This is a genomic window from Clostridium sp. DFI.5.61 (genome assembly GCF_024462915.1).
GTDB classification, from domain to species: domain Bacteria; phylum Bacillota; class Clostridia; order Oscillospirales; family Oscillospiraceae; genus Lawsonibacter; species Lawsonibacter asaccharolyticus.
Genome location: NZ_JANGBZ010000031.1, coordinates 1 through 24,687, shown reverse-complemented (window position 1 = coordinate 24,687; position 24,687 = coordinate 1). Strand labels below are relative to the sequence as shown.

At 62.7% G+C, this 24,687-nt stretch carries 24 protein-coding genes and 1 pseudogene; 8 read left to right on the top strand and 17 right to left on the bottom strand.

The annotated features are described in order from the left end of the window. Window positions 1-147: 147 nt before the first annotated feature. Window positions 148-753 carry a YcxB family protein gene (locus tag NE584_RS13265; protein WP_256183009.1) on the top strand — a complete coding sequence of 202 codons (606 nt, stop codon included), beginning with the start codon at window positions 148-150 and terminating at the stop codon, window positions 751-753. Between the two features lie 29 nt (window positions 754-782). After that, a complete protein-coding gene (locus NE584_RS13260) occupies window positions 783-1,412 on the top strand; it encodes a hypothetical protein (RefSeq protein ID WP_108981419.1) in 630 nt (209 codons plus the stop codon). A 124-nt stretch (window positions 1,413-1,536) separates the two neighbouring features. On the opposite strand, the gene NE584_RS13255 is transcribed toward NE584_RS13260, so the two are convergent. Beyond that, window positions 1,537-3,384 carry an LTA synthase family protein gene (locus tag NE584_RS13255; protein ID WP_050624527.1) on the bottom strand — a complete coding sequence of 616 codons (1,848 nt, stop codon included), beginning with the start codon at window positions 3,382-3,384 and terminating at the stop codon, window positions 1,537-1,539. A gap of 410 nt (window positions 3,385-3,794) precedes the next feature. Here NE584_RS13255 and NE584_RS13250 point away from each other — a divergent pair, with 410 nt between their 5' ends. From NE584_RS13250 to NE584_RS13240, 3 genes are all read left to right on the top strand, one after another. Further along, window positions 3,795-4,646 (top strand): ABC transporter substrate-binding protein, encoded by an 852-nt coding sequence (locus NE584_RS13250; RefSeq protein ID WP_050624526.1) that lies wholly within the window; start codon window positions 3,795-3,797, stop codon window positions 4,644-4,646. A gap of 83 nt (window positions 4,647-4,729) precedes the next feature. Then, window positions 4,730-5,515 carry an amino acid ABC transporter permease gene (locus NE584_RS13245; protein ID WP_082203667.1) on the top strand — a complete coding sequence of 262 codons (786 nt, stop codon included), beginning with the start codon at window positions 4,730-4,732 and terminating at the stop codon, window positions 5,513-5,515. Then, on the top strand, window positions 5,502-6,224 hold the full coding sequence (locus NE584_RS13240; protein WP_050624525.1) for an amino acid ABC transporter ATP-binding protein: 723 nt from the start codon (window positions 5,502-5,504) through the stop codon (window positions 6,222-6,224). The genes NE584_RS13245 and NE584_RS13240 overlap by 14 nt, the downstream gene beginning before the upstream one ends. Window positions 6,225-6,563: 339 nt before the next feature. Here the strand turns inward: NE584_RS13240 and alaS are convergent, their stop codons facing one another. From alaS to NE584_RS13220, 4 genes are all read right to left on the bottom strand, one after another. Next, entirely contained in the window at window positions 6,564-9,233 is a 2,670-nt protein-coding gene (alaS, locus tag NE584_RS13235; protein ID WP_050624524.1) for an alanine--tRNA ligase, read from the bottom strand. A gap of 59 nt (window positions 9,234-9,292) precedes the next feature. Further along, window positions 9,293-9,778, bottom strand: coding sequence for a DUF3887 domain-containing protein (locus tag NE584_RS13230; protein WP_256183008.1), 486 nt, complete (start codon window positions 9,776-9,778; stop codon window positions 9,293-9,295). Then, complete coding sequence (locus NE584_RS13225; RefSeq protein WP_050624522.1) at window positions 9,775-10,563, bottom strand: PhzF family phenazine biosynthesis protein; 789 nt, start codon at window positions 10,561-10,563, stop codon at window positions 9,775-9,777. The genes NE584_RS13230 and NE584_RS13225 overlap by 4 nt, the downstream gene beginning before the upstream one ends. Before the next feature lie 290 nt (window positions 10,564-10,853). After that, window positions 10,854-11,222 carry an arsenate reductase family protein gene (locus NE584_RS13220; protein ID WP_050624521.1) on the bottom strand — a complete coding sequence of 123 codons (369 nt, stop codon included), beginning with the start codon at window positions 11,220-11,222 and terminating at the stop codon, window positions 10,854-10,856. A 163-nt stretch (window positions 11,223-11,385) separates the two neighbouring features. On the opposite strand from NE584_RS13220, the gene NE584_RS13215 reads away from it, so the two are divergent. The 3 genes from NE584_RS13215 (at window position 11,386) to NE584_RS13205 (ending at window position 13,356) form a co-directional block, all read left to right on the top strand. Further along, window positions 11,386-11,814, top strand: coding sequence for an Rrf2 family transcriptional regulator (locus NE584_RS13215; RefSeq protein WP_050624520.1), 429 nt, complete (start codon window positions 11,386-11,388; stop codon window positions 11,812-11,814). 361 nt (window positions 11,815-12,175) lie between these two features. Then, window positions 12,176-12,709, top strand: a complete 534-nt coding sequence (locus NE584_RS13210; RefSeq protein ID WP_108981425.1) for a hypothetical protein — start codon at window positions 12,176-12,178, stop codon at window positions 12,707-12,709. 188 nt (window positions 12,710-12,897) lie between these two features. Next, window positions 12,898-13,356: a helix-turn-helix domain-containing protein gene (locus NE584_RS13205; RefSeq protein ID WP_108981426.1), complete on the top strand. Its 459-nt coding sequence runs from the start codon at window positions 12,898-12,900 to the stop codon at window positions 13,354-13,356. A gap of 370 nt (window positions 13,357-13,726) precedes the next feature. On the opposite strand, the gene NE584_RS13200 is transcribed toward NE584_RS13205, so the two are convergent. The 12 genes and pseudogenes from NE584_RS13200 to NE584_RS13145 form a co-directional block, all read right to left on the bottom strand. Continuing rightward, on the bottom strand, window positions 13,727-16,432 hold the full coding sequence (locus tag NE584_RS13200; RefSeq protein WP_256183007.1) for a DNA translocase FtsK: 2,706 nt from the start codon (window positions 16,430-16,432) through the stop codon (window positions 13,727-13,729). 47 nt (window positions 16,433-16,479) lie between these two features. Continuing rightward, window positions 16,480-17,322 carry an undecaprenyl-diphosphate phosphatase gene (locus NE584_RS13195; RefSeq protein ID WP_256183006.1) on the bottom strand — a complete coding sequence of 281 codons (843 nt, stop codon included), beginning with the start codon at window positions 17,320-17,322 and terminating at the stop codon, window positions 16,480-16,482. A gap of 233 nt (window positions 17,323-17,555) precedes the next feature. Next, a complete protein-coding gene (gene recO / locus NE584_RS13190; RefSeq protein ID WP_050624516.1) occupies window positions 17,556-18,326 on the bottom strand; it encodes a DNA repair protein RecO in 771 nt (256 codons plus the stop codon). 59 nt (window positions 18,327-18,385) lie between these two features. After that, complete coding sequence (locus tag NE584_RS13185; protein WP_050624515.1) at window positions 18,386-18,565, bottom strand: hypothetical protein; 180 nt, start codon at window positions 18,563-18,565, stop codon at window positions 18,386-18,388. An 85-nt stretch (window positions 18,566-18,650) separates the two neighbouring features. Then, window positions 18,651-19,547, bottom strand: a complete 897-nt coding sequence (era, locus tag NE584_RS13180) for a GTPase Era (RefSeq protein WP_050624514.1) — start codon at window positions 19,545-19,547, stop codon at window positions 18,651-18,653. 12 nt (window positions 19,548-19,559) lie between these two features. After that, window positions 19,560-19,865 (bottom strand): hypothetical protein, encoded by a 306-nt coding sequence (locus NE584_RS13175; RefSeq protein ID WP_050624513.1) that lies wholly within the window; start codon window positions 19,863-19,865, stop codon window positions 19,560-19,562. Window positions 19,866-19,923: 58 nt separating this feature from the next. Then, window positions 19,924-20,982, bottom strand: coding sequence for a YeiH family protein (locus NE584_RS13170; RefSeq protein WP_050624512.1), 1,059 nt, complete (start codon window positions 20,980-20,982; stop codon window positions 19,924-19,926). A gap of 176 nt (window positions 20,983-21,158) precedes the next feature. Continuing rightward, window positions 21,159-21,632 carry an rRNA maturation RNase YbeY gene (ybeY, locus tag NE584_RS13165; protein WP_050625475.1) on the bottom strand — a complete coding sequence of 158 codons (474 nt, stop codon included), beginning with the start codon at window positions 21,630-21,632 and terminating at the stop codon, window positions 21,159-21,161. Between the two features lie 75 nt (window positions 21,633-21,707). Continuing rightward, a pseudogene (locus NE584_RS13160) lies at window positions 21,708-21,881 on the bottom strand (helix-turn-helix domain-containing protein); the annotation flags it as partial. Window positions 21,882-22,002: 121 nt separating this feature from the next. Next, window positions 22,003-22,992 carry a PhoH family protein gene (locus NE584_RS13155; RefSeq protein WP_108981433.1) on the bottom strand — a complete coding sequence of 330 codons (990 nt, stop codon included), beginning with the start codon at window positions 22,990-22,992 and terminating at the stop codon, window positions 22,003-22,005. A gap of 22 nt (window positions 22,993-23,014) precedes the next feature. After that, window positions 23,015-24,247 carry a sporulation protein YqfD gene (locus NE584_RS13150; RefSeq protein WP_256183005.1) on the bottom strand — a complete coding sequence of 411 codons (1,233 nt, stop codon included), beginning with the start codon at window positions 24,245-24,247 and terminating at the stop codon, window positions 23,015-23,017. A 15-nt stretch (window positions 24,248-24,262) separates the two neighbouring features. Beyond that, on the bottom strand, window positions 24,263-24,544 hold the full coding sequence (locus tag NE584_RS13145) for a YabP/YqfC family sporulation protein (RefSeq protein ID WP_050624509.1): 282 nt from the start codon (window positions 24,542-24,544) through the stop codon (window positions 24,263-24,265). Window positions 24,545-24,687: the final 143 nt, after the last annotated feature.

Genomic DNA, 24,687 nt, shown 5'->3' with positions numbered 1-24,687 from the left:
TATAGATATTCCCGCCTTGTGCTTTAGTCCTGTTTTGACTTTTCTTGTTCCTGCTGTGCTTTCCGCTCTGCCAACTCCCGCCCTTGCCCTTTTCGCTGTTCTATGCTATATTTCACTCACAATATTTCATTTCAAAGGGAAACTGCTATGGATTATGAATTTCAGCTCTCTCCATATGATGGAGCATCTCTTGTTCCACAAGTCAGTTGTGCATTAGAAAAAAGGACTGAATCCATCTCAAGAGAAAAATACCCGAAGATGTGGAAAATCACCGATCATTTTAACTCAAAAAAAGTTTCTGAAATTGTTTTAAAAAGACGGCGCTTGCGATACAGGGTATATGGTATTTTACTTATCATTATGGGAGCATTTTTGCTTATCCCGGGATTAATGGAGCCGCAAGAATTGGCAGTCCCTTTATTTGCGGGTATTTTGGGCCTTTTGCTCGGTGTGTTTACTCTATGGAGCAGTAAAGCCCAAAAGCTACAAAGCGAGCGTTTTAATCAAGCCGCAGTAAAACTTTTGAAGGGTTTAGAGACTCCTCCCCCTGTTCGTGTTCAGTTCACGCAAGGCGGAATGAAAATTGCAGACCAGCAGACAGTTCCATATTCTGATTTTAATTTTATATATGAAACAAAAGATTTATTTCTTTTGACATGGAATGAACAGGTAACTATTTTGCAAAAGAAAGACATGGTCTCAGGTAATAAAGATCAATTCATTTCTTTTCTGCAAGACCATATTAGACCATAAAAGTATCATATCACAAAGCGGAGGCCAATATGAAGCGAAACCCAGCCATTGCAATCATAATGTGTCTGCTTGTATCATTCACATTTTCTGCCTGCGCGCCTGCGGCCCCCAGCGGCCAAACGCCTGAATTTTTTCATGACATTGGAAAAACACTGAGTGAATTAAAAAAAGAGCATCCTGAAGGCGAATTGATTGTAAGATTAGATGGATCTCCGGATAGCGCTGCTATATGTTTTGGGGACCCCGAGGCGGAATATCTTTACTACTTTTTTGGAACACAGAGCGGTGATGCTGAAAAGGCTATGAACGAATGTGAAGACCAGCTGAAATGCGCCGGTTTTGTCACCACCGCAAGCATACTCTTTCCAGACATGGAAGATGACATGTCCTTTGAAGATTTCTTTTCCTGGATCGGTGTGGACGACTATGAGTACTTGTTGGGGCCAGAGGTAATAACTGGAGAGGGCTGGTTAAGATTCACGTATCATGATATGGAAGTCATGGTGAATACAAACGAAGCCGCTCCTGGCGGCGGATGGGATTTCACAGGAGCAGAGATCGTGAAGCGTGATGCTCCGGTATCTATTGCAGACCCAGAACTATCAAATGCCAATCAAGACTTAGCGGATGCGGTCATGTTCGATCAAACTGTGTCATGAGAACGCAATACTGCACCCGGCGTGTGCATTTATTTTTGAAGGATCGTCGTAAAGAGAACGATGGCTGAATCAGTAAAAAGGCGGGAACATCATTTCAGATGTTCCCGCCTTTTTCACACCGCATCTATCCGTTCTGCTCCCTGTCCTGCGGCGGGCAGAAGAAGGGCCGCGCCTCGTCAAACAGGTCGATCATGCCGCAGTAGTTGAACGTTTCATACTTCCACAGCCATTCCTGCTGCTCCTCGTTCAGCTCCGACTCCGTCAGCGTCTGGCCGTCCGCGGTGATCAGGCCCACCGGCGTGATCACCGGCAGCTCCTGGTACATCTGGGCCAGGAAGTTCATGTAGCCCGTCAGGGGCAGGCCGGCCGTCTGAGCGGTGAGCACCCCCAGATAGTTGGGGCTGAGGATCACGCCGCTCTGCTCCGGGATGTCGTAGTTGGCCCATAAGAAGAAGGGGACGGCGTACTGCTGCAGCACCTCCGCCGTGGTGCGCTCCGACAGCTTTTTCCCGTAGAGCTCCTCGTAGAAGGCATTTTTCAGGGGCGGCTGGTGATCCCCGAAAAAGACGATCAGGGTGGGCTCCTCCACCTGGCTGTAATAGCCGATCAGTTCCTCCAGCGCGTCGTCGCTGGCCTGGGCCAGTGCGATATACTGCTCGGCACTGCTGTCCGCCGTGCGCAGCTGGGTGGACAGCCGGATGGTCTTGGTCAGGTTGTTCCATCCCTGGGCATATCCGCTGTGGTTCTGCATGGTCACATTGAAGACAAAGGCGGGAGAGGTGGTCCCGGTCACGTCAAAGATGGTCTCGTAGTCCGATCTGTCCGAGATATAGCGGCGGATCAGATAGGGGTCCTCCACGTCCTCCTGATACAGCTGGTGGTCAAAGCTGAGGCACTGGTAGGCGATGGGCCGGTTCCAGCCGGAGGACAGATAGGGGTGGAAAGCGGTCGTCTCATAGCCCTGGCTCCCAGCCAGGGCTGCCAGGGAGGGCATGCCCTCCTCCACATACAGCTGATAGGCCACCGTGTGCGGCGGCTGGAAGAGAGTGGAGAAGCCGGTGAGGTACTCAAACTCCACACTGGCCGTGCCGCCGCCGGTGACCGGGGAGTACATCCAGCCCTTGATGGTGTTCTCGGTCATGGAGTGGAGGAAGGGAGTGGGGTCCTCCTCCAGCTCCAGCCCCTCAAAAATGGTCAGGTCCGCGAAGGACTCGTTCATGATGGCGATGATGTTCACCGGCCGGGTGACGGAGCCGTCCGCCTCTACCGCCGGGTACTCCTCCGCCAGCTCCAGCACCCGGTCCCGGCTGTAATCCTCCGGCTTGTCCACCGAGCTGTACCGCATGGCTACCGTGAAGTTCAGCAGGAAGCCGTTGGCCTGGGTGACCCACTGCTGGGTGTAGATGCCCAGGGCGGGCAGCATCCCGGTGCAGAAGAAGGCGAAGCTGTAACCCGCGCCGAACAGGATCAGCAGGGCTCCGGCCAGCCGGGGCATCCGGTCCCGCCGCCGCTGGGCCGGGCAGGCCCAGACCAGGAAGAGGTAGGCCACCAGCAGAACGGCCGCCTGGACGATGTAGTGGTCCAGCGAGTAGTCGAAGTCGCTGGCCACGTTGGCCGCGGTCCGCCAGCCCGCCACATCCGCAGGGAACAGGATGCGCCCCCGGAAGCGCAGGATATAGTGGTTGAGCAGCCCCACCAGGAAGCACAGGGTGACCGCCACCGCCGCAGATCGCCGCCGCCGCCCCAGGATCAGCCGGCACAGGGCGAACAGCAGGTAATACCAGATCATGTTCATCAGCACCTGCCAGGCCGCCAGATCCTGGAACACATCGTTCTCATTCAGGATCTCCACCATCCAGAGGGCCGCCCACGGCCCCAGCAGGAACACCAGACGGGAGATCCACCGGTCCGGGTCCCCCCGCATGCTTCGGAAAGGACGCAGCAGGGTATCTTTGCAGAAAAGCGCTCTCATGTTTATCCTCCAAAAACGGCAGACCAAATATGCCGTATTTTTATAGGATAGCGCGTCCCCGAAAAATTGCAATAGCCTTCATCAAATTTTAATGAACTCTGCATCCTTTTCCAGGGTATCCTCTGAAATAGACGAAGAAAAGGGAAAAAAGTTCCACCCTTTTTCTGCTATTCAAATATACGCTTTTGTATGAATATTTGTCAGGGGGCCGCCTCCCCGTCCGCGGCCTGCTTCTCAGTTTTCTCCTCCTGCCGGTGCGTTCTTTTCTGGTATTCGCTTTTTCACCAAAAAGACGGCCTTATTTTTCTCAAATTCGCATATTTATCTATTGACTATGCATAGAATAGTGGTTTATACTCAGGGTATCGCCCTGGCTTGCCGGGGCACCAAAATAAAGGAGATCTGTTTGAATGAAAAAGTTTCTTGCTTTGACCTTGTCCCTGGCCATGGCCCTGAGCCTGGCCGCCTGCGGCGGCTCCGGAAGCGGCTCCGCTTCCTCCGCCCCCGCCGCTTCCTCCGGCGTGTCCTCTTCCGCCGGGGACGCCGGCTCCAGCACCGGCAGCACCAGCACCCCCGCCGAGCTGACCACCGTGGAGGCCGGCAAGCTCATCATGTCCACCAACGCCGCCTTCCCTCCCTATGAGATGACCGACGACAGCGGCAATGTGGTGGGCATCGACGCCGAGATCGCCGGCGCCATCGCTGACAAGCTGGGACTGGAGCTGGTCATTGACGACATGGACTTCGACGCCGCCCAGCTGGCGGTCCAGCAGGGTAAGAGCGACATCTGCATGGCCGGCCTGTCCGTCACCGAGGACCGCCTGCTGGTCATGGACTTCTCTGACAGCTACGCCACCGGCATCCAGGTCGTCATCGTGCCCGAGGGCTCCGACGTCACCCTGGACAACCTGGGCGAGCAGCTCATCGGCACCCAGCGGGCCACCACCGGCAACATCTACTGCACCGACGACTACGGCGAGGACCATGTGATCGCCTATGACGACGGCATCGTGGCCGTGCAGGACCTGCTCAACGGCAAGGTGGACGCCGTGGTCATCGACAAGGCCCCTGCCCAGGAGTTCGTGGCCGCCAACCCCGGCCTGGTCATTCTGGACACCGAGTATGCCAACGAGGACTACGCCATCGGCGTGGCCAAGGGCAACACCGCTCTGGTGGATGCCGTGAACGGCGCGCTGGCCGAGCTCACCGCCGACGGGACCATTCAGTCCATCATTGAGAAGTACATCCCCGCGGAGGGCTGATCGTCCGCACGCCAGATCAAGAAAGGGCGGCCCCTGGCCGCCCTTTTTCTTACGAAGACATAGAGAGGGGTAGAACAATGGACCTGGCCTACTATTATGAGCTATGGCGCGGGATGATGCTCTCCGCTGACCCGGCTGTTGCAGACGCCGTCGCCTGGTGGCAGGAATTTTATGTGAAGTTCTATATGGCCTTTATTGAGGCGGACCGCTGGAAACAGTATCTGGACGGGATCGGGACCACCCTCACCGCCACTGCTCTGGCCCTGGTCCTGGGCGTAGTCCTGGGGATCCTGGTGGCTCTGGTGCGCACCGCCCACGACCAGCAGCGCGCCGACCGCCGCAGGAACCCGGTCCTCGGCCTGTTCAACGGGGTATGCAAGGTGTACGTCACCGTCATCCGCGGCACCCCCATGATGGTCCAGCTGCTGATTTGGAGCTCCGTGGTATTCGTCAGCAGCCGCAATTTCACCCAAATTGGAATCCTGGGCCTGGGCATCAACTCCGGAGCTTATGTGGCGGAGATCATCCGCGGCGGGCTGATGGCGGTGGACGGCGGTCAGATGGAGGCGGGCCGCTCCCTGGGGCTGAATTACTTTGATACCATGCGCTTCATCGTTATCCCACAGGCCATCAAGGCCATCCTCCCCGCCCTGGGCAACGAGTTCATCATCCTGCTCAAAGATACCTCTTTGATCACGGTCATCGGCGGCAAGGAGCTGCTCCACGCCGCTCAGGGCATCATGGGCCGTACTTACGAGGCAATGTTCCCTCTGATCGGCATCGCCTGCATGTATCTTGTTCTGGTCATGATCTTCACCTGGCTTCTGGGCAAACTGGAAAGGAGGCTGCGTCAAAGTGATCGACGTTAAAAATCTGAGCAAGTCCTTTGGCGACCACCTGGTGCTGGACGACATCACCGAGTCCATCCAGGTGGGGGAGAAGGTGGTCATCATCGGCCCCTCCGGCTCCGGCAAGTCCACCTTCCTGCGCTGTCTCAACCTGTTGGAGACCCCCACCAAGGGGACCATTACCTTCAACGGCACAGAGATCACCGATCCCAAGGCGAAGATCGACCAGATCCGCCAGCAGATGGGGATGGTGTTCCAGCATTTCAACCTGTTCCCCAACATGACCATCCGAAAAAACATCACCCTCGCCCCGGTGCGCACCAAGCTCTTGACCCAGGCCGAGGCCGACGACACCGCCACCACCCTGCTGCGCCGGGTGGGACTGGAGGACAAGGCGGACTCCTACCCCGCCCAGCTCTCCGGCGGGCAGAAGCAGCGCATCGCCATCGTCCGTGCCCTGGCCATGAAGCCCAAGGTGATGCTTTTTGACGAGCCCACCTCCGCCCTGGACCCGGAGATGGTAGGTGAGGTGCTGGAGGTCATGAAGCAGCTGGCCGATGAGGGAATGACCATGGTGGTGGTCACCCATGAGATGGGCTTCGCCCGGGAGGTGGGCAGCCGGGTGCTCTTCATGGATGGCGGAAAGATCCTGGAGCAGGAGCAGCCCCAGGCCTTCTTCTCCAATCCTAAGCACCCCCGCACCCAGCTCTTCCTCTCCAAAGTCCTGTAAGCTCAAAAAGGCGCCCCGCTGTCCTTTGACAGCGGGGCGCTTCCGCCTTTCCAGATGGTATGCAGGGCCGTCCAAAAGTCCGTTGTATGGGCGCCGGCCGTTTCCCGCCGCATCCCCGGGGAGGGCCCCTCATAACCTCCGGCTCAGCCAATGGCCAGCTTGATATAAGAGACCGTCCGGAGCCGAGGCTCCGGACGATCTCTTATCATCGAAACTGATCCTGTTCCGCTTCCGCCTTTGGCGAAAGCTCCGCGTGCTCCCTTGCTCGTCCTCTCCAAACCGGACCCGCTTCGCTGGGCTCCGGTTTGGCCGGCGGCAGAGACGCCGGCTTCCGCGGCTTTACAGTCCCAGCTTCATGGACACCACGTTGTCCACCATGGCCAGGGCATTATCCAGCATCAGTACGTCCTTGCCGCCGCCCATGGCGCTGTCCGGCTTGCCGCCGCCGGAACCGCCGGCGATGGCGGACACCTGCTTGATGATATCCCCCGCCTTCACGCCCCGCTTGACGGCCTCCTTGCCGCACACCGCCAGGAAGGTGATCTTCTCCCCATTGACGGAGGCCAGCACCGCCACCACGCTGGGCTCTTTGTCACGCAGGAAGTCGCCCATGTTCCGCAGACGGCTGGCATCGGCATCGGGCACGGTGGCAGTGAGGACCTTCAGGCCGCCCACCTCGTGGGCCGAGAAGAGGAACCGCTCAGCCTCGCCCAGAGCCTCCTTGGCCCGGAATTTCTCCAGGGACTGGCGCAGCTCCTTCATCTCCGTCATGATGTGCTCCGCCTTGTCCCGCAGTTCGCCGGGCTTGGCCTTCAGGGCGGCAGCGGCCTGGAAGAGCATCTCCTGGTTGCGGTTCATCACGTCCAGGGACGCCTGCCCGGTGGTGGCCTCGATGCGGCGCACGCCGGAGGCCACAGAGAACTCGCTGGAGATGTGGAACACCCCCGCCTTGGCGGTGTTGTCCAGATGGGTTCCTCCGCAGAACTCCACGGAGTACCCCCCCATGTCCACCACCCGGACGGTGTCGCCGTACTTCTCGCCGAACAGGGCGGTGGCGCCGGTCTTCTTGGCCTCCTCGATGTCCATCACCTTGGTGTCCACCGGATATCCCTCCAGGATGGACTCATTCACCAGGCGGTTCACCTCGCTCAGCTCCTCCGGCGTCATGGCGGAGAAGTGGGTGAAGTCGAAGCGGAGGAAGTCGGGCTCCACCAGGGAGCCGGCCTGATGCACGTGGTCGCCCAGCACGGTCTGGAGGGCCTTGTGCAGCAGATGGGTAGCGGTGTGGGCCCGCTGGATGGCCCGGCGGCGCTTGGCGTCGATGGAGGCGGTGACCGTATCCCCCACCTTCACATTGCCGGAGAGCACCCGGCCGTAGTGCATATATTTCCCGCCCTTGTTCTTCTGTACGTCGCTGACCTGGAAGCGGAAGCCGTCGTTCTCCACCACGCCGTGGTCGGCCACCTGGCCGCCCATCTCGGCGTAGAAGGGAGTCTGATCCAGCACCAGGATGCCCTCGGCGCCGGTGCCCAGCTCCTCCCGCAGCTCCTCGCCCGCCACCAGGGCCAGCACCTTCCCCTGGGCAGAATGGCTCTCATAGCCCAGGAACTGGGTGGCGGGCATGTCCTTGCCAAACTCCACGCCGGCCCAGCCCAGGTCGCCCAGGGCCTCCCGGGCCTTCCGGGCCCGGGTCTTCTGCTCCTCCATCAGGGTGTCGAAGGCGGCCTTGTCCAGCTCCATGCCCTCGTCCTCCACCATCTCGATGGTCAGGTCGATGGGGAAGCCGTAGGTGTCATACAGCTTGAAGGCGTCCGCCCCGGAGAAGGTCTTCTCCCCCCGGGCCTTGTGCCCTTCCAGCATCTCCCCGAAGATCTTCAGGCCGCCGTCGATGGTCTTGGCGAAGTTCTCCTCCTCCACCCGGATGACCTTGGTGATATAGTCCTGGCGCTCCCGCAGCTCAGGATAGTGGCCCTCGTTCTCATGGATGACGGTGTCGCACACCTCATACAGGAAGGGGTGGTCCACCCCCAGCAGCTTGCCGTGGCGGGCGGCCCGGCGCAGCAGACGGCGGAGCACATAGCCCCGGCCCTCGTTGGAGGGGAGCACGCCGTCACAGATCATGAAGGTGGCGGAGCGGATGTGGTCTGTGATGACCCGGAGGGACACGTCCTTGCTGTGGCTCTCGCCGTAGTGGGCGCCGGTGATCTGGGACACCTTGTGGGTGATGTTCATCACGGTGTCCACATCAAAGAGGGAGTCCACCCCCTGGCACACGCAGGCCAGGCGCTCCAGTCCCATGCCGGTGTCGATGTTCTTCTGCTTCAGCTCAGTGTAGTGGCCCTCCCCGTCGTTGTCGAACTGGGAGAAGACGATGTTCCACACCTCGATATAGCGGTCGCAGTCGCAGCCCACAGTGCACCCCGGCTTGCCGCAGCCATAGGCCGGGCCCCGGTCGTAGTAGATCTCGGAGCAGGGGCCGCAGGGGCCGGAGCCGTGCTCCCAGAAGTTGTCCGCCTTGCCGAACTTGAAGATGCGGTCCTCCGGAATGCCGATCTCGTCCCGCCAGATGGCCATGGCCTCGTCGTCGGCGGGGGTGGTCTCGTTGCCCTCAAAGACGGAGGGATACAGCCGGTCCGGGTCCAGGCCCACCCACTCCGGGCTGGTCAGGAACTCCCAGGACCAGGCGATGGCCTCGCGCTTGAAGTAGTCGCCGAAGGAGAAGTTGCCCAGCATCTCGAAATAGGTGCCGTGGCGGGCTGTCTTGCCGATGTTCTCGATGTCGCCGGTGCGGATGCACTTCTGACAGGTGCAGACGCGGTGGCGGGGGGGCTCCTGCTCCCCGGTGAACCAGGGCTTCATGGGCGCCATGCCGCTGTTGATGAGCAGCAGGGAGGCGTCGTTCTGGGGGATCAGGGAGAAGCTGGGCAGGCGGAGATGTCCCTTGCTCTCAAAAAAAGACAGGAACATCTCCCTCAGTTCATTCAGGCCAAAGGGCTTGGGCTCGCGCATGGTGGTCTACCTCCAATATTTTTTCATGTTTTTGTGTTACAAATAACCGGGCCATATCATCAGTCGCCCCGGAACAGGCCGGTGAAATTGTTCACCAGATTGGACAGGCTCCAGCTGGACTTCTGAAGTCCGGCGGACAGGCCGATCAGCTCCATGTCCGGGTCAAAGGCCACCCGGATGGACACCTTCTCCTGGGAGAAGATGCACAGGAGCTGGGCGATGCCGTGCTCCTCCCCCTCGGTGCTGCCAGTGACCTGGGCGGACTTGAGCTCCTGATAGTCCCCCGCCTCCTGGAACACCGGCTCCACCAGGTCCTGGACGCTCTGGGCGGTCAGGTCTGCCCGGATATCCTCCCGGAAGGACTCATATACCGCCTCGTAGTCGCCCTCCAGGAGCTGGTCCAGGACAGCCTCCCCGGCGGTCAGGACGGTCTCTGTGTCCATGCCCTGGGGCAGGGGCTCCGCCTCCTCCTGGGAGGAGCAGCCGGCCAGCATCACGGTCAGGGCCAGGGCCGCCGCCAGCAGCGGCACGATCCTCTGTTTCATGGTCTGTCCTCCAGCATCAGCTCGGACCGGGCATAGAGCACCGCCCGGCCCGCCAGAATGACCCGGTCCCCTTCCAGCCGGCAGTACAGGGTCCCCCCTCTGGGGGATGCCTGCCGGGCCACGAACCGGGTCTTGCCCAGCTTTTGCGCCCAGTAGGGGATGATATGGCAGTGTCCGGAGCCGCACACAGGGTCCTCCGGCACCCCCATCTTTGGGGCAAACGAGCGGGAGACGCAGTCGTACCCCTCCATCCCCGGCGCCGTGACCTGCATCAGGGCCCCCTTCACCTTCAGCAGCTTGTCCATGTCCGGCTTCAGCGCCAGCACGTCCTCCGCCCGGTCAAAGACGCACAGCAGGTCCCGGGCCCGCCAGACCTCCGACGGCCGCGCCCCCAGGGCCTGGGTGATCTCCTCCGTCACCTCCAGCCGCTTCAGCTGGTAGGCGGGGAAATCCATGCTCAGCAGCTCTCCCTCCGCCCGCACGGTCAGCAGTCCGCTGAGGGTCTGGAAGCCGACCCTCTCCACTCCCGGCTCCACGAATCTGGTGATGATATGGGCCGCGGCCAGGGTGGCGTGGCCGCATAGGTCGATCTCCCCGCCGGGGGTGAACCAGCGCAGCCGGTACTCCTCCCCCTCTTTCACAACAAAGGCCGTCTCAGACAGGTTGTTCTCCCGGGTGATCTTCAGCATCAGATCCTCCTCCGGCCACCGCTCCATCACGCAGACCGCGGCCGGGTTGCCCTCAAATATCCTGTCGGCGAAGGCGTCCACCACATATTGTCTCATTCCATCAGCTCCTTGTTCCATAAAAAATCGCCCCTGACCAAGTCAGGGGCGGATCATCACCACGGTACCACCCTGATCGCCAGAGCACGCCCTTTCGGGAGCGCTCCGGCCTCTCAGCATCCCAGCTAACGGGGGATCGTCCGTCCCGCTCCTCACGGGCCGCTCCGGAGTGGCCTGCGCTGCCGCTTCTGCCGAGGGCTCACACCGCTCCCCTCTCGCTTCAGGCTGCCTGCCGCGCTTGGCTCCATCATCGCATTTACCGCAATATTTTATCACAATTTCGGCGCTTGTCAACCGTTCCCGCCGCTTTTTCCAAAACGTGCCTCCCATTCGGCGGGCTTGAAGCCCACCAGCACGAAGTCCTCTCCCGCCAGGATGGGCCGCTTGACCAGCATCCCGTCCGCAGCCAGCAGGTCCAGCTGCTCCTCCTCGTCCATGCCGGGCAGCCTGTCCTTCAGGCCCAGAGCCTTGTATTGCAGGCCGCTGGTGTTGAAAAATCGCTTCAGGGGCAGGCCGCTCCTGTGCTGCCACTCCCGCAGCTCCTCCTTTTTGGGGTTGTCCAGCTTGATGTCCCGGAACTCATAGGGGATCGCCCGTTCCTCCAGAAAGGCCCTTGCCTTCTGGCAGGTGGTGCATTTGGGGTAGCATACAAAGAGCATGTTGGTCCCTCCGTCCTGAATGTTGGGCAGCCCGCAGGAAGCGCACGCCCTGCTCCATACTTTACCACACTCCGGGACGCAAATCAAGGTTCTGCTCCGCCGCTCTCTTGAATTTCTGCCCATGCAATGGTATAATAGGGGCGACAAAAAGGAGGTGACATCCATGCTGGTCTCCACAAGGGGCAGATATGCGCTCCGGGTCATGCTGGAGCTGGCCCAGCACGGCCGGGACTGCTACACCGCCCTGAGCTCCATCGCTTCGGAGCAGGGCATCTCAGGCAAGTATCTGGAGAGCATCATCTCCACCCTCTCCAAGGGCGGCCTGGTGGAGGGCGTGCGTGGAAAGGGGGGCGGCTACCGACTCACCCGTCCGCCGGAGGACTACTCCGTGGGAGAGATCCTGCGTCTGGCAGAGGGCTCCCTGGCCCCGGTGGCCTGTCTCGACTGCGGCTCCGACCCCTGTGCCCGGGCCGGCAGCTGCCGCACCCGTCCCCTCTGGGAGCGGCTTGACGCGCTCATCTGTGGATATCTGGACCAGGTGACCCTGGCCGATCTCCTCTCCGCTCCCGGCTCGGACTCCTCTCCCTGCTGAGTGGCCGTCCCTGTTCCGGTTCCACGGCCGCGGCTCCTGTCCTGGAGCCGCGGCCGCTTTTTCCGGCCCTCCGGCGCAGAGCCTGATGCCCGCACCGGCCCCCGGGTCCTGTGTAGGGGCGCACTTCGTGCGCCCTCATTCCTGCCTTGAAACGCCCCCCCAAATATTGTATCATGGTAACAGAAACGACAGGGGTTCTCGGCGGGTATTTTCAGGGAAAACTCTGCTTAAACATCCCCTCCGATGCGTCTGTGCGTCCCCGCCCTCTGCGGGGCGGGACCGCGGAGGGGAAAGCCTGCCCTGGGGCCCCAAAACAAGAGCAGGAGAAAAAACGGTCAGCACGGACGATGGAGGGAGCTCTATGGACCTGAACACGCGAAAGATCCTATCCCTATTTGCAAGCATCCTATTCACCATTCCGGTCTATATCATTCTGCACGAGGGCGGGCATGCCCTGATCGCGCTGTCCTGCGGCGCCCGCATCACAGAATTCAGCATTCTGGGCGCCTATATGCGCTATGAAGGCGGTACGTTCACCGCTCTGACGCTGTCTCTTTTTTATATTGCGGGAATGCTGCTGCCGGTCCTCATATCCATCGCCTATATGCTGCTCTATCGGGACGCAGCGCAGTCCGTCTTTTATCGAATTTTTTCTTTTCTGTTTCCCTTGATCCTCACAGCCCCTGCCCTGGCATGGGGGATCGTCCCCCTCCTGTATCTTTCCGATCAGGCACCCCCAGGGGATGATGTGACCGGATTCATAGAAAGCTCCGGTGCAAGCCCCTGGGCTGTCCTGTTGGGTGCTGTCCTCCTTTTTGCCGGCTGTCTCTTTCTGGCCTGGCAGAGAAAGATCATCCAAAACTATTGGGCTGCTGTCAGGCTCGGCGTGTCATGAGCCGTTCCCGCAGGGCCAAGGCTGTCCCCTTGGTGCGGATAGGACGATACCCTCCGTACACTGAGGGCATCTATGGCGCGGAGCAGAAGGATCTCAGGGGATGCAACCGGCAGTTGCGGAAGTTTCAGCCGTAGTTGGTAGCGTGTGACCATGGATCGCAGTATATTGTTTCCAAGGGGGTAACACAAATGTTGTCTGAAAGAATATATCAGTTCAGACGAAAGAGCGGCCTTTCTCAAGAGCAGCTTGCGGAGAAGATAGGCGTTTCGAGACAGGCCATCTCCAAATGGGAGAGCGGAACATCAATGCCTGAATTTCAAAAACTGTTGGCTTTGAGCGAGTGCTTCCACATCACTCTTGATGAACTTGTAAAGGACAGAGGGGCTGAGGAAAGGACAGAAGAAACACGGTCAACGCCAAAAGAAGCCAAGGGCCCGAAAGCCATGGATCAGAAAGCCGGCATTTGTCTTTGCCTGGCTGGCGCCATCTGTCTGACACTATCCGGACTCATGATGGTCATAAGCCCCGGTGCGGCAGAGCAGCTGAATACCGCTTCAACGATCACCCTCAATGGGTCTGGTGTGCTCATCGCCCTGTGCGTCCTTTTGATGGTCACTGGAGCGGTCCTGATCCTGCGAAAGAAATGAACGGAGGCAAGCCTATGGGGAAATTGAGTCATCTTTTTAGCGCTGTCGCAATTTTGTTGTCAGATGTCATGTGTGCCGTTGTGGCATTTGGCTATCGTGATATGCTCTGCGGGATCGAGCACTCATGTTACAGCGCACCTGCCAGCGTGGCATTTCTCTATGCCATCCCGTTTGGCATCGGGATCGCGGTATGTTCCCTTGTCGCGTACATACTTCATAAACGGTCAAGTTAACAAATGATCCGATCTCAAAGGCTCCGCTCGTACAACGTCCCCCGGCTGTACCGGGGACTGCGCGCAGAAAAGGCCCACCGCTGACGCGGCGGGCCTTCTTATGTCAGGGGCCGTCCGGGAGCTCTCCCCGGCGCGGGTCACAGGGTGTCCTCCTCCGCCCGGTCCAGGGCCTCTCCCACATCGAAGGGGGGCATGTCCTCCTCCGCTCCGCCTGGAGCTGCCCCGGAAGCGCTCTCGGGAGGGGTTCCCCCGGGGACGCCCTGGCGGTACTTCATCTCCTGCCACTGCTCCTTGGTGATGAGCAGCTGGCGGGGCTTTGAGCCCTCGAAGGGCCCCACGATCCCCTTCTCCTCCAGCTGGTCCACCAGCCGGGCCGCCCGGGCATAGCCCAGCTTCAGGCGGCGCTGGAGCATAGAGACCGACGCCTGTCCCGTCTCCAGGATCACCTCGGCTGCCGCGTCGATGAGCTCGTCGAACTCCTCCCCCACCTCCTCGGGGGCGGAGCCGCCCACGCCCTTGGCGCCCTTCTCCTTCTCGGCGGCGTGCTGCTCGATCTCCTGCATCACCTGGTCATCGTAGCTGGCGTCGCCGCTGTTCTGCTTGACAAAGTCCACCACTGCGGCCACCTCCTGGTCGGAGATGAGGCAGCCCTGGACCCGGGTGGGCTTGCCGGAGCCCAGGGGGAAGTAGAGCATGTCGCCCCGGCCAACCAGCTTCTCCGCGCCGGTGGTGTCCAGGATGATGCGGGACTCCAGGCTGGAGGCCACCGCGAAGGCGATGCGGCTGGGGATATTGGCCTTCATCAGGCCGGTGATCACGTCGGCGGAGGGCCGCTGGGTGGCGATGATGAGGTGCATGCCGGAGGCGCGGCCCATCTGGGCCACCCGGCAGATGGACTCCTCCACCTCCTTGGCCGCCACCAGCATCAGGTCGGCCAGCTCGTCGATGACCACCACGATCTGGGGCATTTTGGTCATGCCCTCCGTCCTGGCGGCCAGGGCGTTGTAGGCGGCCAGATCCCGCACCCCAACCTCGGCAAAGGTGCGGTAGCGCTTCATCATCTCGGTCACCGCCCACTGCAGGGCGCCCGCCGCCTTCTTGGGGTCAGTGACCACCGGGATCAGCAGGTGGGGGATGCCGTTGTAGATGCCCAGCTCCACCATCTTGGGGTCCACCATGATCAGGCGCACCTCGTCGGGGGTGGCCTTATAGAGCAGGGAGATGATCAGGGAGTTGGTGCACACCGACTTGCCCGAGCCGGTGGTGCCGGCAATGAGCAGGTGGGGCAGCTTGGCGATGTTGCCTACGATGCAGTGGCCGCCGATGTCCTTGCCCACGGCGAAGGACACCTTGGAGGGGCTGTCGGTGAACTCCCTGGAGCCGATGACGCTGTGGATGTTCACCGGCGACACCAGCTTGTTGGGCACCTCGATGCCCACCATGGAGATCTGGTCCGGGATGGGGGCGATGCGCACGCCGGAGGCCCCCAGGGCCAGGGCGATGTCGTCCGCCAGATTGGTCAGCTTGTTCAGCCGGACGCCCTGGTCCAGCTCCAGCTCGTACCGGGTCACCGAGGGGCCCCGGGTCACGTTGACGATGTTGGCGTCGATGCCGAAGGAGTGGATGGTGTCATCCAGCCGCTGCCGGTTGGCGTTGAGCTCCACCAGGGCCTCCCCGCCGATGTCCCCCGGTCCCTCCTTCAGTAGGGAGAGGGGGGGATACTGATAGGGGTGCTCCCCCGCCTCCGCCAGCCGGGACTGGACATCCCGGGCCACCTCCTGGGCGGCCTGGCGTGCCTCCTCCCGGGAGACCTTGGCCGGCTCCGGCTCCCGGGGGCTCTCCCCGGAGAGGGGGGCGGCCGGCGGGGCGGGCGGGACAGACGGGACAGGCGCGGGGGCCGGCTCCGGCGCCTGCCGGACCAGCTCCGCCTGGGCGGGCTCTGCCGCCGGCTCCGGCACCGGGGCGGGCTGCTCCGCCGTCCGCTGCTCCGCCCCCGCCAGCACCTGGTCCGGAGCGGGGACATTTGCCTTGCGGTTGAAAAAGCTCCCCTTCTTTTTCACCTCGGGAGCGGTCTGGGCCGTCTTGCCCACCAGGGGGCCGTCCTCCACCGGGATGTCGATGTCCGCCCGGCGGGAGGGGGTCCGAACGGGCTCCGGGGCGGCGGGCCGCTCCTCCCGCTTGCTCCGGCGCGGGCGCTCCGGCTCCTCCTCCGGCTCATACTCATAGCGGGGCCGGTCGAAGATCCAGTCCGCCACCTCGGCCAGGGAGAGGCGGAAGGCCCCCAGTCCTGCCAGCAGGAAGGCCAGCACGAACAGGATGGTGGAGCCCAGGCGGCTGAACACCTGGACGCTCCCCTGGGCCAGCACGCCCCCCAGCACGCCGCCGGAGGTCAGCTCCTCCCCCGCCGCCCACAGGGTCTTCACCAGGGCGGCGTCCCAGGGCAGGACCCTGCCCAGCAGCCCGTGGACGATGCAGGAGAAGAGCAGGGGCAGCAGCAGGGCGCAGGTCACCCGCAGGCGCACCGGCCGCCCCCGGTGGAAGGCCAGGATATAGGCCGCCAGCAGCAGGGCCGGAGGCATCAGCCAGAAACCATAGCCCAGCAGACCCTTCAGCAGTCCGGAGAAGAAATCGATGAAAATGGCCTGGATGTGGAAATAGCCCAGCGCCGCGAACAGGGCCAGCGCCAGACACACCGCCGCCCCGATCTCCCGACGCATGGGCCGGCGGGCCGGCGCTTTGCTCCCGCGGCTGTTCCCCCGGCTGCTGCCGGAGGCACTGCCGCTCCTGCGCGTTCCCCCGGAGGAGGTGCGCTTCCCTCCGGTCTTCTTTTGTGATGCGGCCATGTGTCCGCCTCCCTTTCCGGTCAATCAGGTCTTGGTCCGGGGCGCCCTCACAGCCCCGCCAGGCTGGCGGCCAGGGAGATGGCTCCCGCCGCCCAGCAGTAGTAGGCAAAGGCGCCGAACTTTCCCTTGCCCGCCAGCAGGTTCACCAGGCGGATGGCGAAGTAGCCCACCACGCCGGCCACCAGCATGCCCACCAGATAGACGGGCAGAAGGCTGGTGTCGATCCCCGCCTGGACCGCGTCGATCAGCTCCAGCAGGGTGGCGCCGAAGACGGCAGGCAGGCTCATCAGGAAGGAGAACCGGACGGCAAAGGTGCGGTCATAGCCCCGCAGCATCCCCGCCGAGATGGTGATGCCGGACCGGGAGATGCCGGGCAGGGTGCCCAGCGCCTGGGCGCAGCCCACCAGAAGGGCGTCCAGCACAGTGGCAGTCCGCTCCGTTTTCCGCCCCCGGGCCATCCGGTCGGAGAAAAACAGGATGAAGCCGGTGGCCAGCAGGGCGAAAGAGACAAAGGTCACGTTGGACATGGCCCCCTCCACAAGATCCTTGATCGGCAGCACCACAAACAGGGGCAGGGTAGCCACAATGATGAGCAGCACCAGCCGCCGGGCGGGGGGCAGCTTCTCCCGGCCCCGCCGTCCCCTGGAGGCCAGGTCCCGGATGCCCAGGAAAAATTCCCGGATCATGTCGATGATGTCCTGCCAGTAGTAGACGCACACCGCGATCAGGGTGGCAAAGTGCAGGAGCACCGTGAAAAACATCTGGGACTCCTCCACGTTTTCCATGGCGAAGAAGTGCTGGAACAGGGCCAGGTGGCCCGAGCTGGAGATGGGCAGGAATTCTGCGATCCCCTGCAGGATCCCCATCAAGATCGACATCCAATAGGTCAAAACGATGTACCTCCGTGAAACTGTCATACTCTGTCCCGTTCCCCGGAAGAGTCCCCTCCTCCGGAAACAGGCACTTTATTATATTAGCACAAGCGGGGAGGGAATTCCAGTCTTTTTCCTCCAAACTTATGTCAACTTCTCGTCTTTTCCCCTCCAGGCAGGAGAGGCCCCGTCCGGCCCAGGCTGGACGGATGGAAAAAAGACGCTGTCCGTCCGAACGGACAGCGTCCCTCTCACCTGTCCGGCCCGGCCGGCAGGGTCATCTGCTTATAGAAGTCCAGGGTGCGGAAGCCCCGTTCCAGCTGGGTGAGCAGATACGCCTCGCTCACCCCGGCCAGCTCCTCCAGGGCCCCGCTGTCCAGCCGGAAGGAAAACAGCCGCCGGGCGTCCCCGCAGACCACATGCCGCATAGCGGCCAGGACGGGGGGCGAGACCGGCATGGAGATCCCCTCCCCCACACCGCCTCGGCATTTGGCGCAGTGGAGCGCCCCCTCCCGCAGGTGGAAGCGGGGCTCCTCCGGCCGTTCCGCGCCGCAGACGGCGCAGCCGTCCAGGATGGGCTCATAGCCCGCAGCGCACATCAGCCGCAGCTCAAAGGCCGCCTTGACCAGGGCCAGGGGCTTCTGGGGCATCTGGTCCAGGGCGTACAGGCTGTTGAGCACCAGGGAGAGCAGCTCCGGCGCCGGCACGTCCTCCACCGCCAGCGCCTCCGCCGCCTCGGCGAAGTAGCAGGCCAGGGCCAGCCGCTCCACATCCCGGCGCAGCCCCAGAAACTCCCGCTCCACCGCCGCCTCCTTCACGGTCCAGCGGCCCCGGTACTCATACAGCACCAGGTCCGACCAGGCCAGCAGCTGGACCCCGGCGGCCACCGGGCTCCCCTTCTTACGGCAGCCCCGGGCCGAGGCGGTGAGCTTCCCGCTCTCCTGGGTCAGCAGGGTCAGGATCTTGTCTGACTCCTTGTAATCCACCGCACGGAGGACCAGCGCTTTGGTGCGCATATGCATCTCGTCCGCTCCTCTATGTATCTCCGGCCGGTCCGCCGAGGGCGGGCCGGCCGGGCAGTTCACATATCCTTTTTGTCCATCATGCCCGGCACAGACGGGGGCAGAGTCCCGCCCCCCGGCGCTCCGGGAGGGGGCATGGGAGGGAAGACCACTTCCTCCCCCTCCTTCAGCCGGGCCGCCAGATAGGCCTGGGGCAGTCCGGTGGCAAAAAAGAAGTTCCAAAATCCGCTCTGTTCCATCTGTCTTGCCCTCCTGTCTCTGCTGCTTAGGCTGGCATCTCCAGTGGAAAACATGCGCGGTAATTTTTAGGCCCGGTCTTTTCCCTCACTCATCCCGGTATCCGAAGTTGCGGATCAGATTCACGTTGTCGCGCCAATTTTCTTTTACTTTCACCCAGGTCTGGAGGTACACCTTGGTCCCCATGAATCGCTCCATGTCCTGCCGGGCCAGGGAGGACACCTTTTTCAGCATGGCTCCCCCCTTGCCGATGATGATCCCCTTATGGCTGTTCTTCTCGCAGTAGATGGTGGCGTCGATCTCGATGACCTCGTCATCCCGCTCGGAAAACTTGGTGATCTCCACGGCGGTGCCGTGGGGGATCTCCTTGTCCAGGCAGAGCAGCAGCTTCTCCCGCAGGATCTCCGCCATCATCTGGCGCTCCGGCTGATCGGTGACCATGTCCTCCGGGAAGAGCTGGGGCCCCTGGGGCAGAAACCCGTCCAGTACGTCCAGCAGCTCCTCCACCCCCTCGCCGGTCCTGGCCGAGACAGGGACCACGGCGGTGAACTCATGGGCCTGCCCGTAGGTCTGGATGACCTCCAGCAGCTCCTCCTTGTGCTCCAGGGTGTCCACCTTGTTGATGACCAGCACCGAGGGGCAGCCCAGGGTCTTGATGCGGGCGATGAGCTCCGCCTCCGGGCCGCCGACGTTGGGGATGGGCTCCACCAGCAGCATGACCGCGTCCACGTCGGCCACGCTCTCCTTCACCACGTTCACCATGTAGTCCCCCAGGCGGGTGCGTGCCTTGTGCAGGCCCGGCGTATCCAGAAAGACGAACTGGCTCTCCCCCCGGTTCAGAATGGCACAGATCCGGTTCCGGGTGGTCTGGGGCTTGTTGGAGACGATGGCCACCTTCTCCCCCACCAGGGCATTGGTCAGGGTGGACTTGCCCACGTTGGGGCGGCCTACAATAGAGATCATTCCCGATTTTTTGATGGACATAGCGTTTGTTCCTCAACTTTCTTTTCCGGCGGTGTGAGCACTTTCCGCCTTATGATCCGTTCCCCGCTCCAGCAGCTGGTCCAGCTTCTCCTCCATCCGGCGGAGCCGGTCTGTCTCCTCTTCCAGCCGGCGCCGGGTCTGCTGGAGCCGCTCCCGCAGCTGTATGATCAGCGCCCCGGCCAGGGCCAGGAGGGCGGTGGCCAGCAGAAAGCAGACCATTTCCTCCCCGATCCAGGAGGCCAGCAGCCCGCCGAAAAAGAGCAGAAATCCGCCGCCAACAGCCAGCAGGAGCCACAGGACAAAAAAGTTGGCGAGCATCGTTTTCCCTCCCTGTTTTTCATGGAGCGCCGCCCGCTGACGGGCGGGCGCAGGTCCTTTACCAGATGCCCAGCAGGTGCTGCATGCCCAGGCTGACGCAGGTGATGGCCGCCCAGCAGGTGAAGCCCAGCAGGATGGGCTTGCCTCCCGTCTTCACCAGCTTGACCACGTCGGTGTTGATGCCGATGGCCGCCATGGCCATGACGATAAAGAACTTGCTCAGGGTCTTGAGCAGGGAGAAAAGCTCATTGGCCCCCGCCAGGGCGGGACCGGAGAGCACGGCGGTGACCACCGTAGTGATGACGGAGGCCAGCACAAAGTACAGGATAAACATGGGGAACACCGACTTGGCGGACACCTTCACGCCGCTCTTCCCGCCGGCCTTCTCCGCCTGGCGCACCCGGAAGAGGGCCAGCGCCAGGGTGATGGGGATGATGGCCAGGGTGCGGGTCAGCTTGACGATGGTGGCATACTCCAGCACCGCGCCGCCGGTGTTGTGCAGGGTGTCCCAGGTGGAGGCGGCCGCCGTGACGGAGGAGGTGTCGTTCACCGCAGTGCCGGCGAACAGGCCGAAGCCGGTGTCGCTCAGCCCGATGGCCCCGCCCAGGGTGGGGAAGATCAGGGCCGCCAGCACATTGAACAGGAAGATCACCGAGATGGACTGGGCGATCTCCTCATCGTCCGCCTCGATCACCGGGGCGGTGGCCGCGATGGCGGAGCCCCCGCAGATGGAGGAGCCCACGCCGATGAGGGTGGCGATCTTCCCGGGCATATGCAGGGCCCGGCTCATGAGGAAGGCCACGATGAGGGAGGTGGCGATGGTGGACAGGATGATGGGTAGGGAGGTGAGCCCCACCTCACCGATCTTCCGCAGGTTCAGGCCGAAGCCCAGCAGGATGACCGCGTACTGGAGCACCTTTTTGGAGGTGAAGGCCACCCCGTCCTTCACCTTGTCCTTGTTTTTCATCACCGCGCACAGCACCATGCCGAACAGGATGGCCAGCACCGCGCTGCCCACGATCTCCAGAGCCGGGGCCAGCTCCACCAAAAACCAGGCCAGCAGTGCCACCGCCAGGCACAGCAGCACTCCGGGTGCCCTTTTCTGCCAAATATTCATCTCTTTCTCTCCTAGATCTCTCTTTCTGTCTCCCGCGGCCGGCCGCCGGCCTCTCCGGAATTTCGGGCCGGTGCGCCTCTGCGGGACTGCTTATTGTACCACACCGGCCCGCCCCGCGCAATCCCCTCCGGGCCCGGCGGGACATTTTCTCCCGCTTCCCCGCGGGACGTGGCCTCTCATCCCCGGCGGATGCCCAGCCCCTCCAGGATGTGCTCCTCCCGCCGGCGCATCTGGGCCTTCATGGGGCCTTCGTCCATGTGGTCATAGCCCAGCAGATGGAGCACAGAATGGACCGCCAGATAGCTCAGCTCCCGCTCCACACTGTGGCCGTACTCCTCCGCCTGGGCGGCGGCCCGCTCCAGAGAGATGCACATATCCCCCAGGGGCACCAGCCCGGTGTCCGGGTCCTCGTGCTCTTCCCCCGGCTTCTCCCCCGGAGAGAGGTCGAACATGGGGAAGGAGAGCACGTCAGTGGGCCTGTCCACCCCCCGCATGTCCAGATTCACCTGATGGATGCCCTCGTCGTCGGTGAGGAGCACGTTGATCTCACAGGGCAGGTCCATCCCCTCCGCCTCCAGGGCGGCGGAGATGACCCGGCGGAGCAGGGGCTCCACAGTGTCCGGGGCCTCCACCTCCGCCTCCAGGATGATCCGGTGCTCCGGCCCCGCCGGAGGACATGTCCCCCGGTTGACCTCCCGCGCATCGGTCCGGCCCGCCAGATAGTCCAGGGAGACGCCGAAGAACTCCGCCGCCTTCACAAAGGTGAGAAAGCTGGGGGCGTTCCCATCCTTCTCCAGGCGCTGGTAATTCCGCCAGGCGATGGACAGGTGCTCTGCCGTCTGCGCCTGGGTCAGACCGCGCTCCTTCCGCAGGCGCCTCAGCCGTTCATTGAATATCATTTGTACCCGCCTCCATTGATGGATATCGTATCTCTTCCTCCCGCTGCATCGTTTCTCCCGGCGGGCGCGCGCACCCTGCGCGGGGGCTCTTCAGGGCGGGACCTCTTTGGGATGCCCGAGGTCAGGGCCGCTCCCGCCTGTCCTTTTTGGGACCGCGGCGCTCCTCGTCCTCCTCATAGGCCTTGATGATCCGCTGGACCAGCACGTGGCGGACCACGTCGCTCTCCGTCAGGCGGCAGATGGAGATGTCCTCCACCCCCTTGAGCACCCGCATAGCCTCCCGCAGGCCGGAGACCTTGTCCGCGGGCAGGTCGATCTGGGTGATGTCGCCGGTGATGACGATCTTGGAGCCGAAGCCCAGGCGGGTGAGGAACATCTTCATCTGTTCCCGGGAGGTGTTCTGGGCCTCGTCCAGGATGATGAAGCTGTCGTCCAGGGTGCGGCCCCGCATATAGGCCAGGGGGGCCACCTCGATGTTCCCCCGCTCCAGATACTTGTTGTAGGTCTCCGCGCCCAGCATGTCGAACAGGGCGTCGTACAGGGGCCGCAGATAGGGGTCCACCTTGGACTGGAGATCCCCAGGCAGGAAGCCCAGCCGCTCACCCGCCTCCACTGCGGGGCGGGTGAGGATGATGCGGTTGACCTCCTTGGCCCGGAAGGCGGCCACCGCCGCCGCCACCGCCAGATAGGTCTTGCCGGTGCCGGCGGGGCCGATGCCCAGGGTGACCACGTTCTTCTTGATGGCCTCCACATACTTCTTCTGTCCCAGGGTCTTGGCCTTGATGGGCCGCCCCTTGGCGGTGACGCACAGCACGTCCCCCGCCAGCTGGCTGATCTGGCTCTCGTTGCCGCTGCGGACCAGCTGGATGATATAGCGCACGTTCTGCTCGTTGATGGCCTCCCCCCGGGAGGAGAGGGACATGAGGGCCTCGATGGCCTTGACCGCGTACATCACGTTTTCCGCGTTCTCGCCGCTCACCTTCAGCATTGAGTCCCGGCTCACCACCGAGACCTCCATCTCGCCCTCAATGATACGGATGTTCTCGTCAAAGGAGCCGAACACGTTGATGGTCTCCTCCAGCCGCTCCAGGCTGATGCTCTGTTCTGTCATTTGCAGGAAATCTCCTTACTTGTTATGGTTGTTCCGGGGCGCTGTCTCCGGCGTCCGGTGCCGCGGGCACCTCCCGGCCGATCTCCTCCCGGCACTCGGCGGTGAGGGTGACCTCCAGCCAGCTGTCCGCCGCCCGGGCGGTGTAGTAGGTGGAGACCACCCGGCCCTCCTCCCCGATCTGCTCCTTCAGCTGCGCCAGCAGGCGCTCCTCCAGCAGAGTCTGGGCGGCGGTGCGGTCCACCTCCGTCTGGACGGGCTCATAGGCCCGGTACCGCTCCACCGTCCAGGACAGGGGGAGCGTGAGCCCGCCGGGCAGCCCGGCCTGGTACACTGTACTTATTTTATCATACCAGGGCCAGGAAATGCCAGCGTTTTGATAAAATTCCACGGGATATCCCAGGACCGTCAGGGTAAAGCGGCTTTTTTCCTCTCCTGTGTACGCCTTGACCTGGGCGGTGAGCGGGATGGACGCGGTGAGGGTGCGCCAGGTCCTGGCCTCCACCCGGCCCCGGGCGTGGGTCTGGTAGTAGCGCACCGGCTGGTCGCTGTACATGGGGGGCTCCATGCTCACCGTGCCGCTGATGAGGATCTCCCCCTCCGTCACTGTGTCCCCCTCCTTCACCGCCGCCTCCCCGTCCATGGTCTCCACCCGGGTCACGATGCCGTCCGCCTTTGACACCACGTGGTAGTGGCCCTCCTCCTTGGTCAGCTCGGGGGGCTGGACCGCCTCCCGCACCTGCACCTCCAGCCGGGTGCCGTGGAGGTTCAGGGACATCCAGGACAGCTCATCCAGGGACAGCAGGGCCTCCTCGGCGATCTGCCGCCGCTCCAGGGCCGGACCGTATGCCCCGGGCCGCACCCCCAGCCGCCGCAGCTCGCTGAGGATCACCCCAGTGGGGACGGTCTCGTTCCCTGTCACCTGGATGGTGAGCACGAAGCTGGACAGGATGCACACCGCTGCCAGGGACAGTGCGAACCCCGCCAGGAAGGCATACCGGGTGCGGAAGCGGGCCAAAAAGGCGGGCAGGCCCCGGCTCCCCTCCGTCTCCACAGTGCAGCCCACCCGCTCCGCCAGCTTCCACAGCTGCTTCCGGTCCTCCTGCCGCACCGTCATGGACAGGGTGTGCCCATCCCGCCACTCCAGGGCCCAGAAGGAGATCCCATTCTGGGCGCACACGTTCATCAGGCGCTCCGGGAAGGGCCCCCGGGCCACCACCCGCAGCTCCCCCCGCAGCCGGTTCACGATCCACTGCACGCGCGTTCCCTCCCCTCAGGCCAGCTGGATGCCGGCGATGCGGCCGGTGATGAGCAGCTCCAGCCCGGTCATGGCCCGCAGCTCCAGCCCCTGGCCGGTGATCTGGATGACGAAGGCCCCGCCGCTGACGTGGATCTCCTCCGTTCCGTAGGCCAGGATGCCCCGGTGGTTCTCGATCCGCAGCTCCCGGTCCCCTACCAGCTCCACCTTGGGCAGTCCGGCCAGGGCGTCCGCAGGCAGATCGAACAGCTCTGCCGTCTTTTCCAAAAGCCCCTCCCGGCGCGGTTTTTTCTCCATGGCGCATCACCTCTGCTTATGTGTATGAGGGAGGATGGGAAAAGTTGTACCCGATTTTTCCGCGCCGGCCCCGCCCCAGCAGGGCGGGCAGTCCCGGACAGGAACAGCCGCCGCCCGGAAACCGGGCGGCAGCTGTCCTCAGC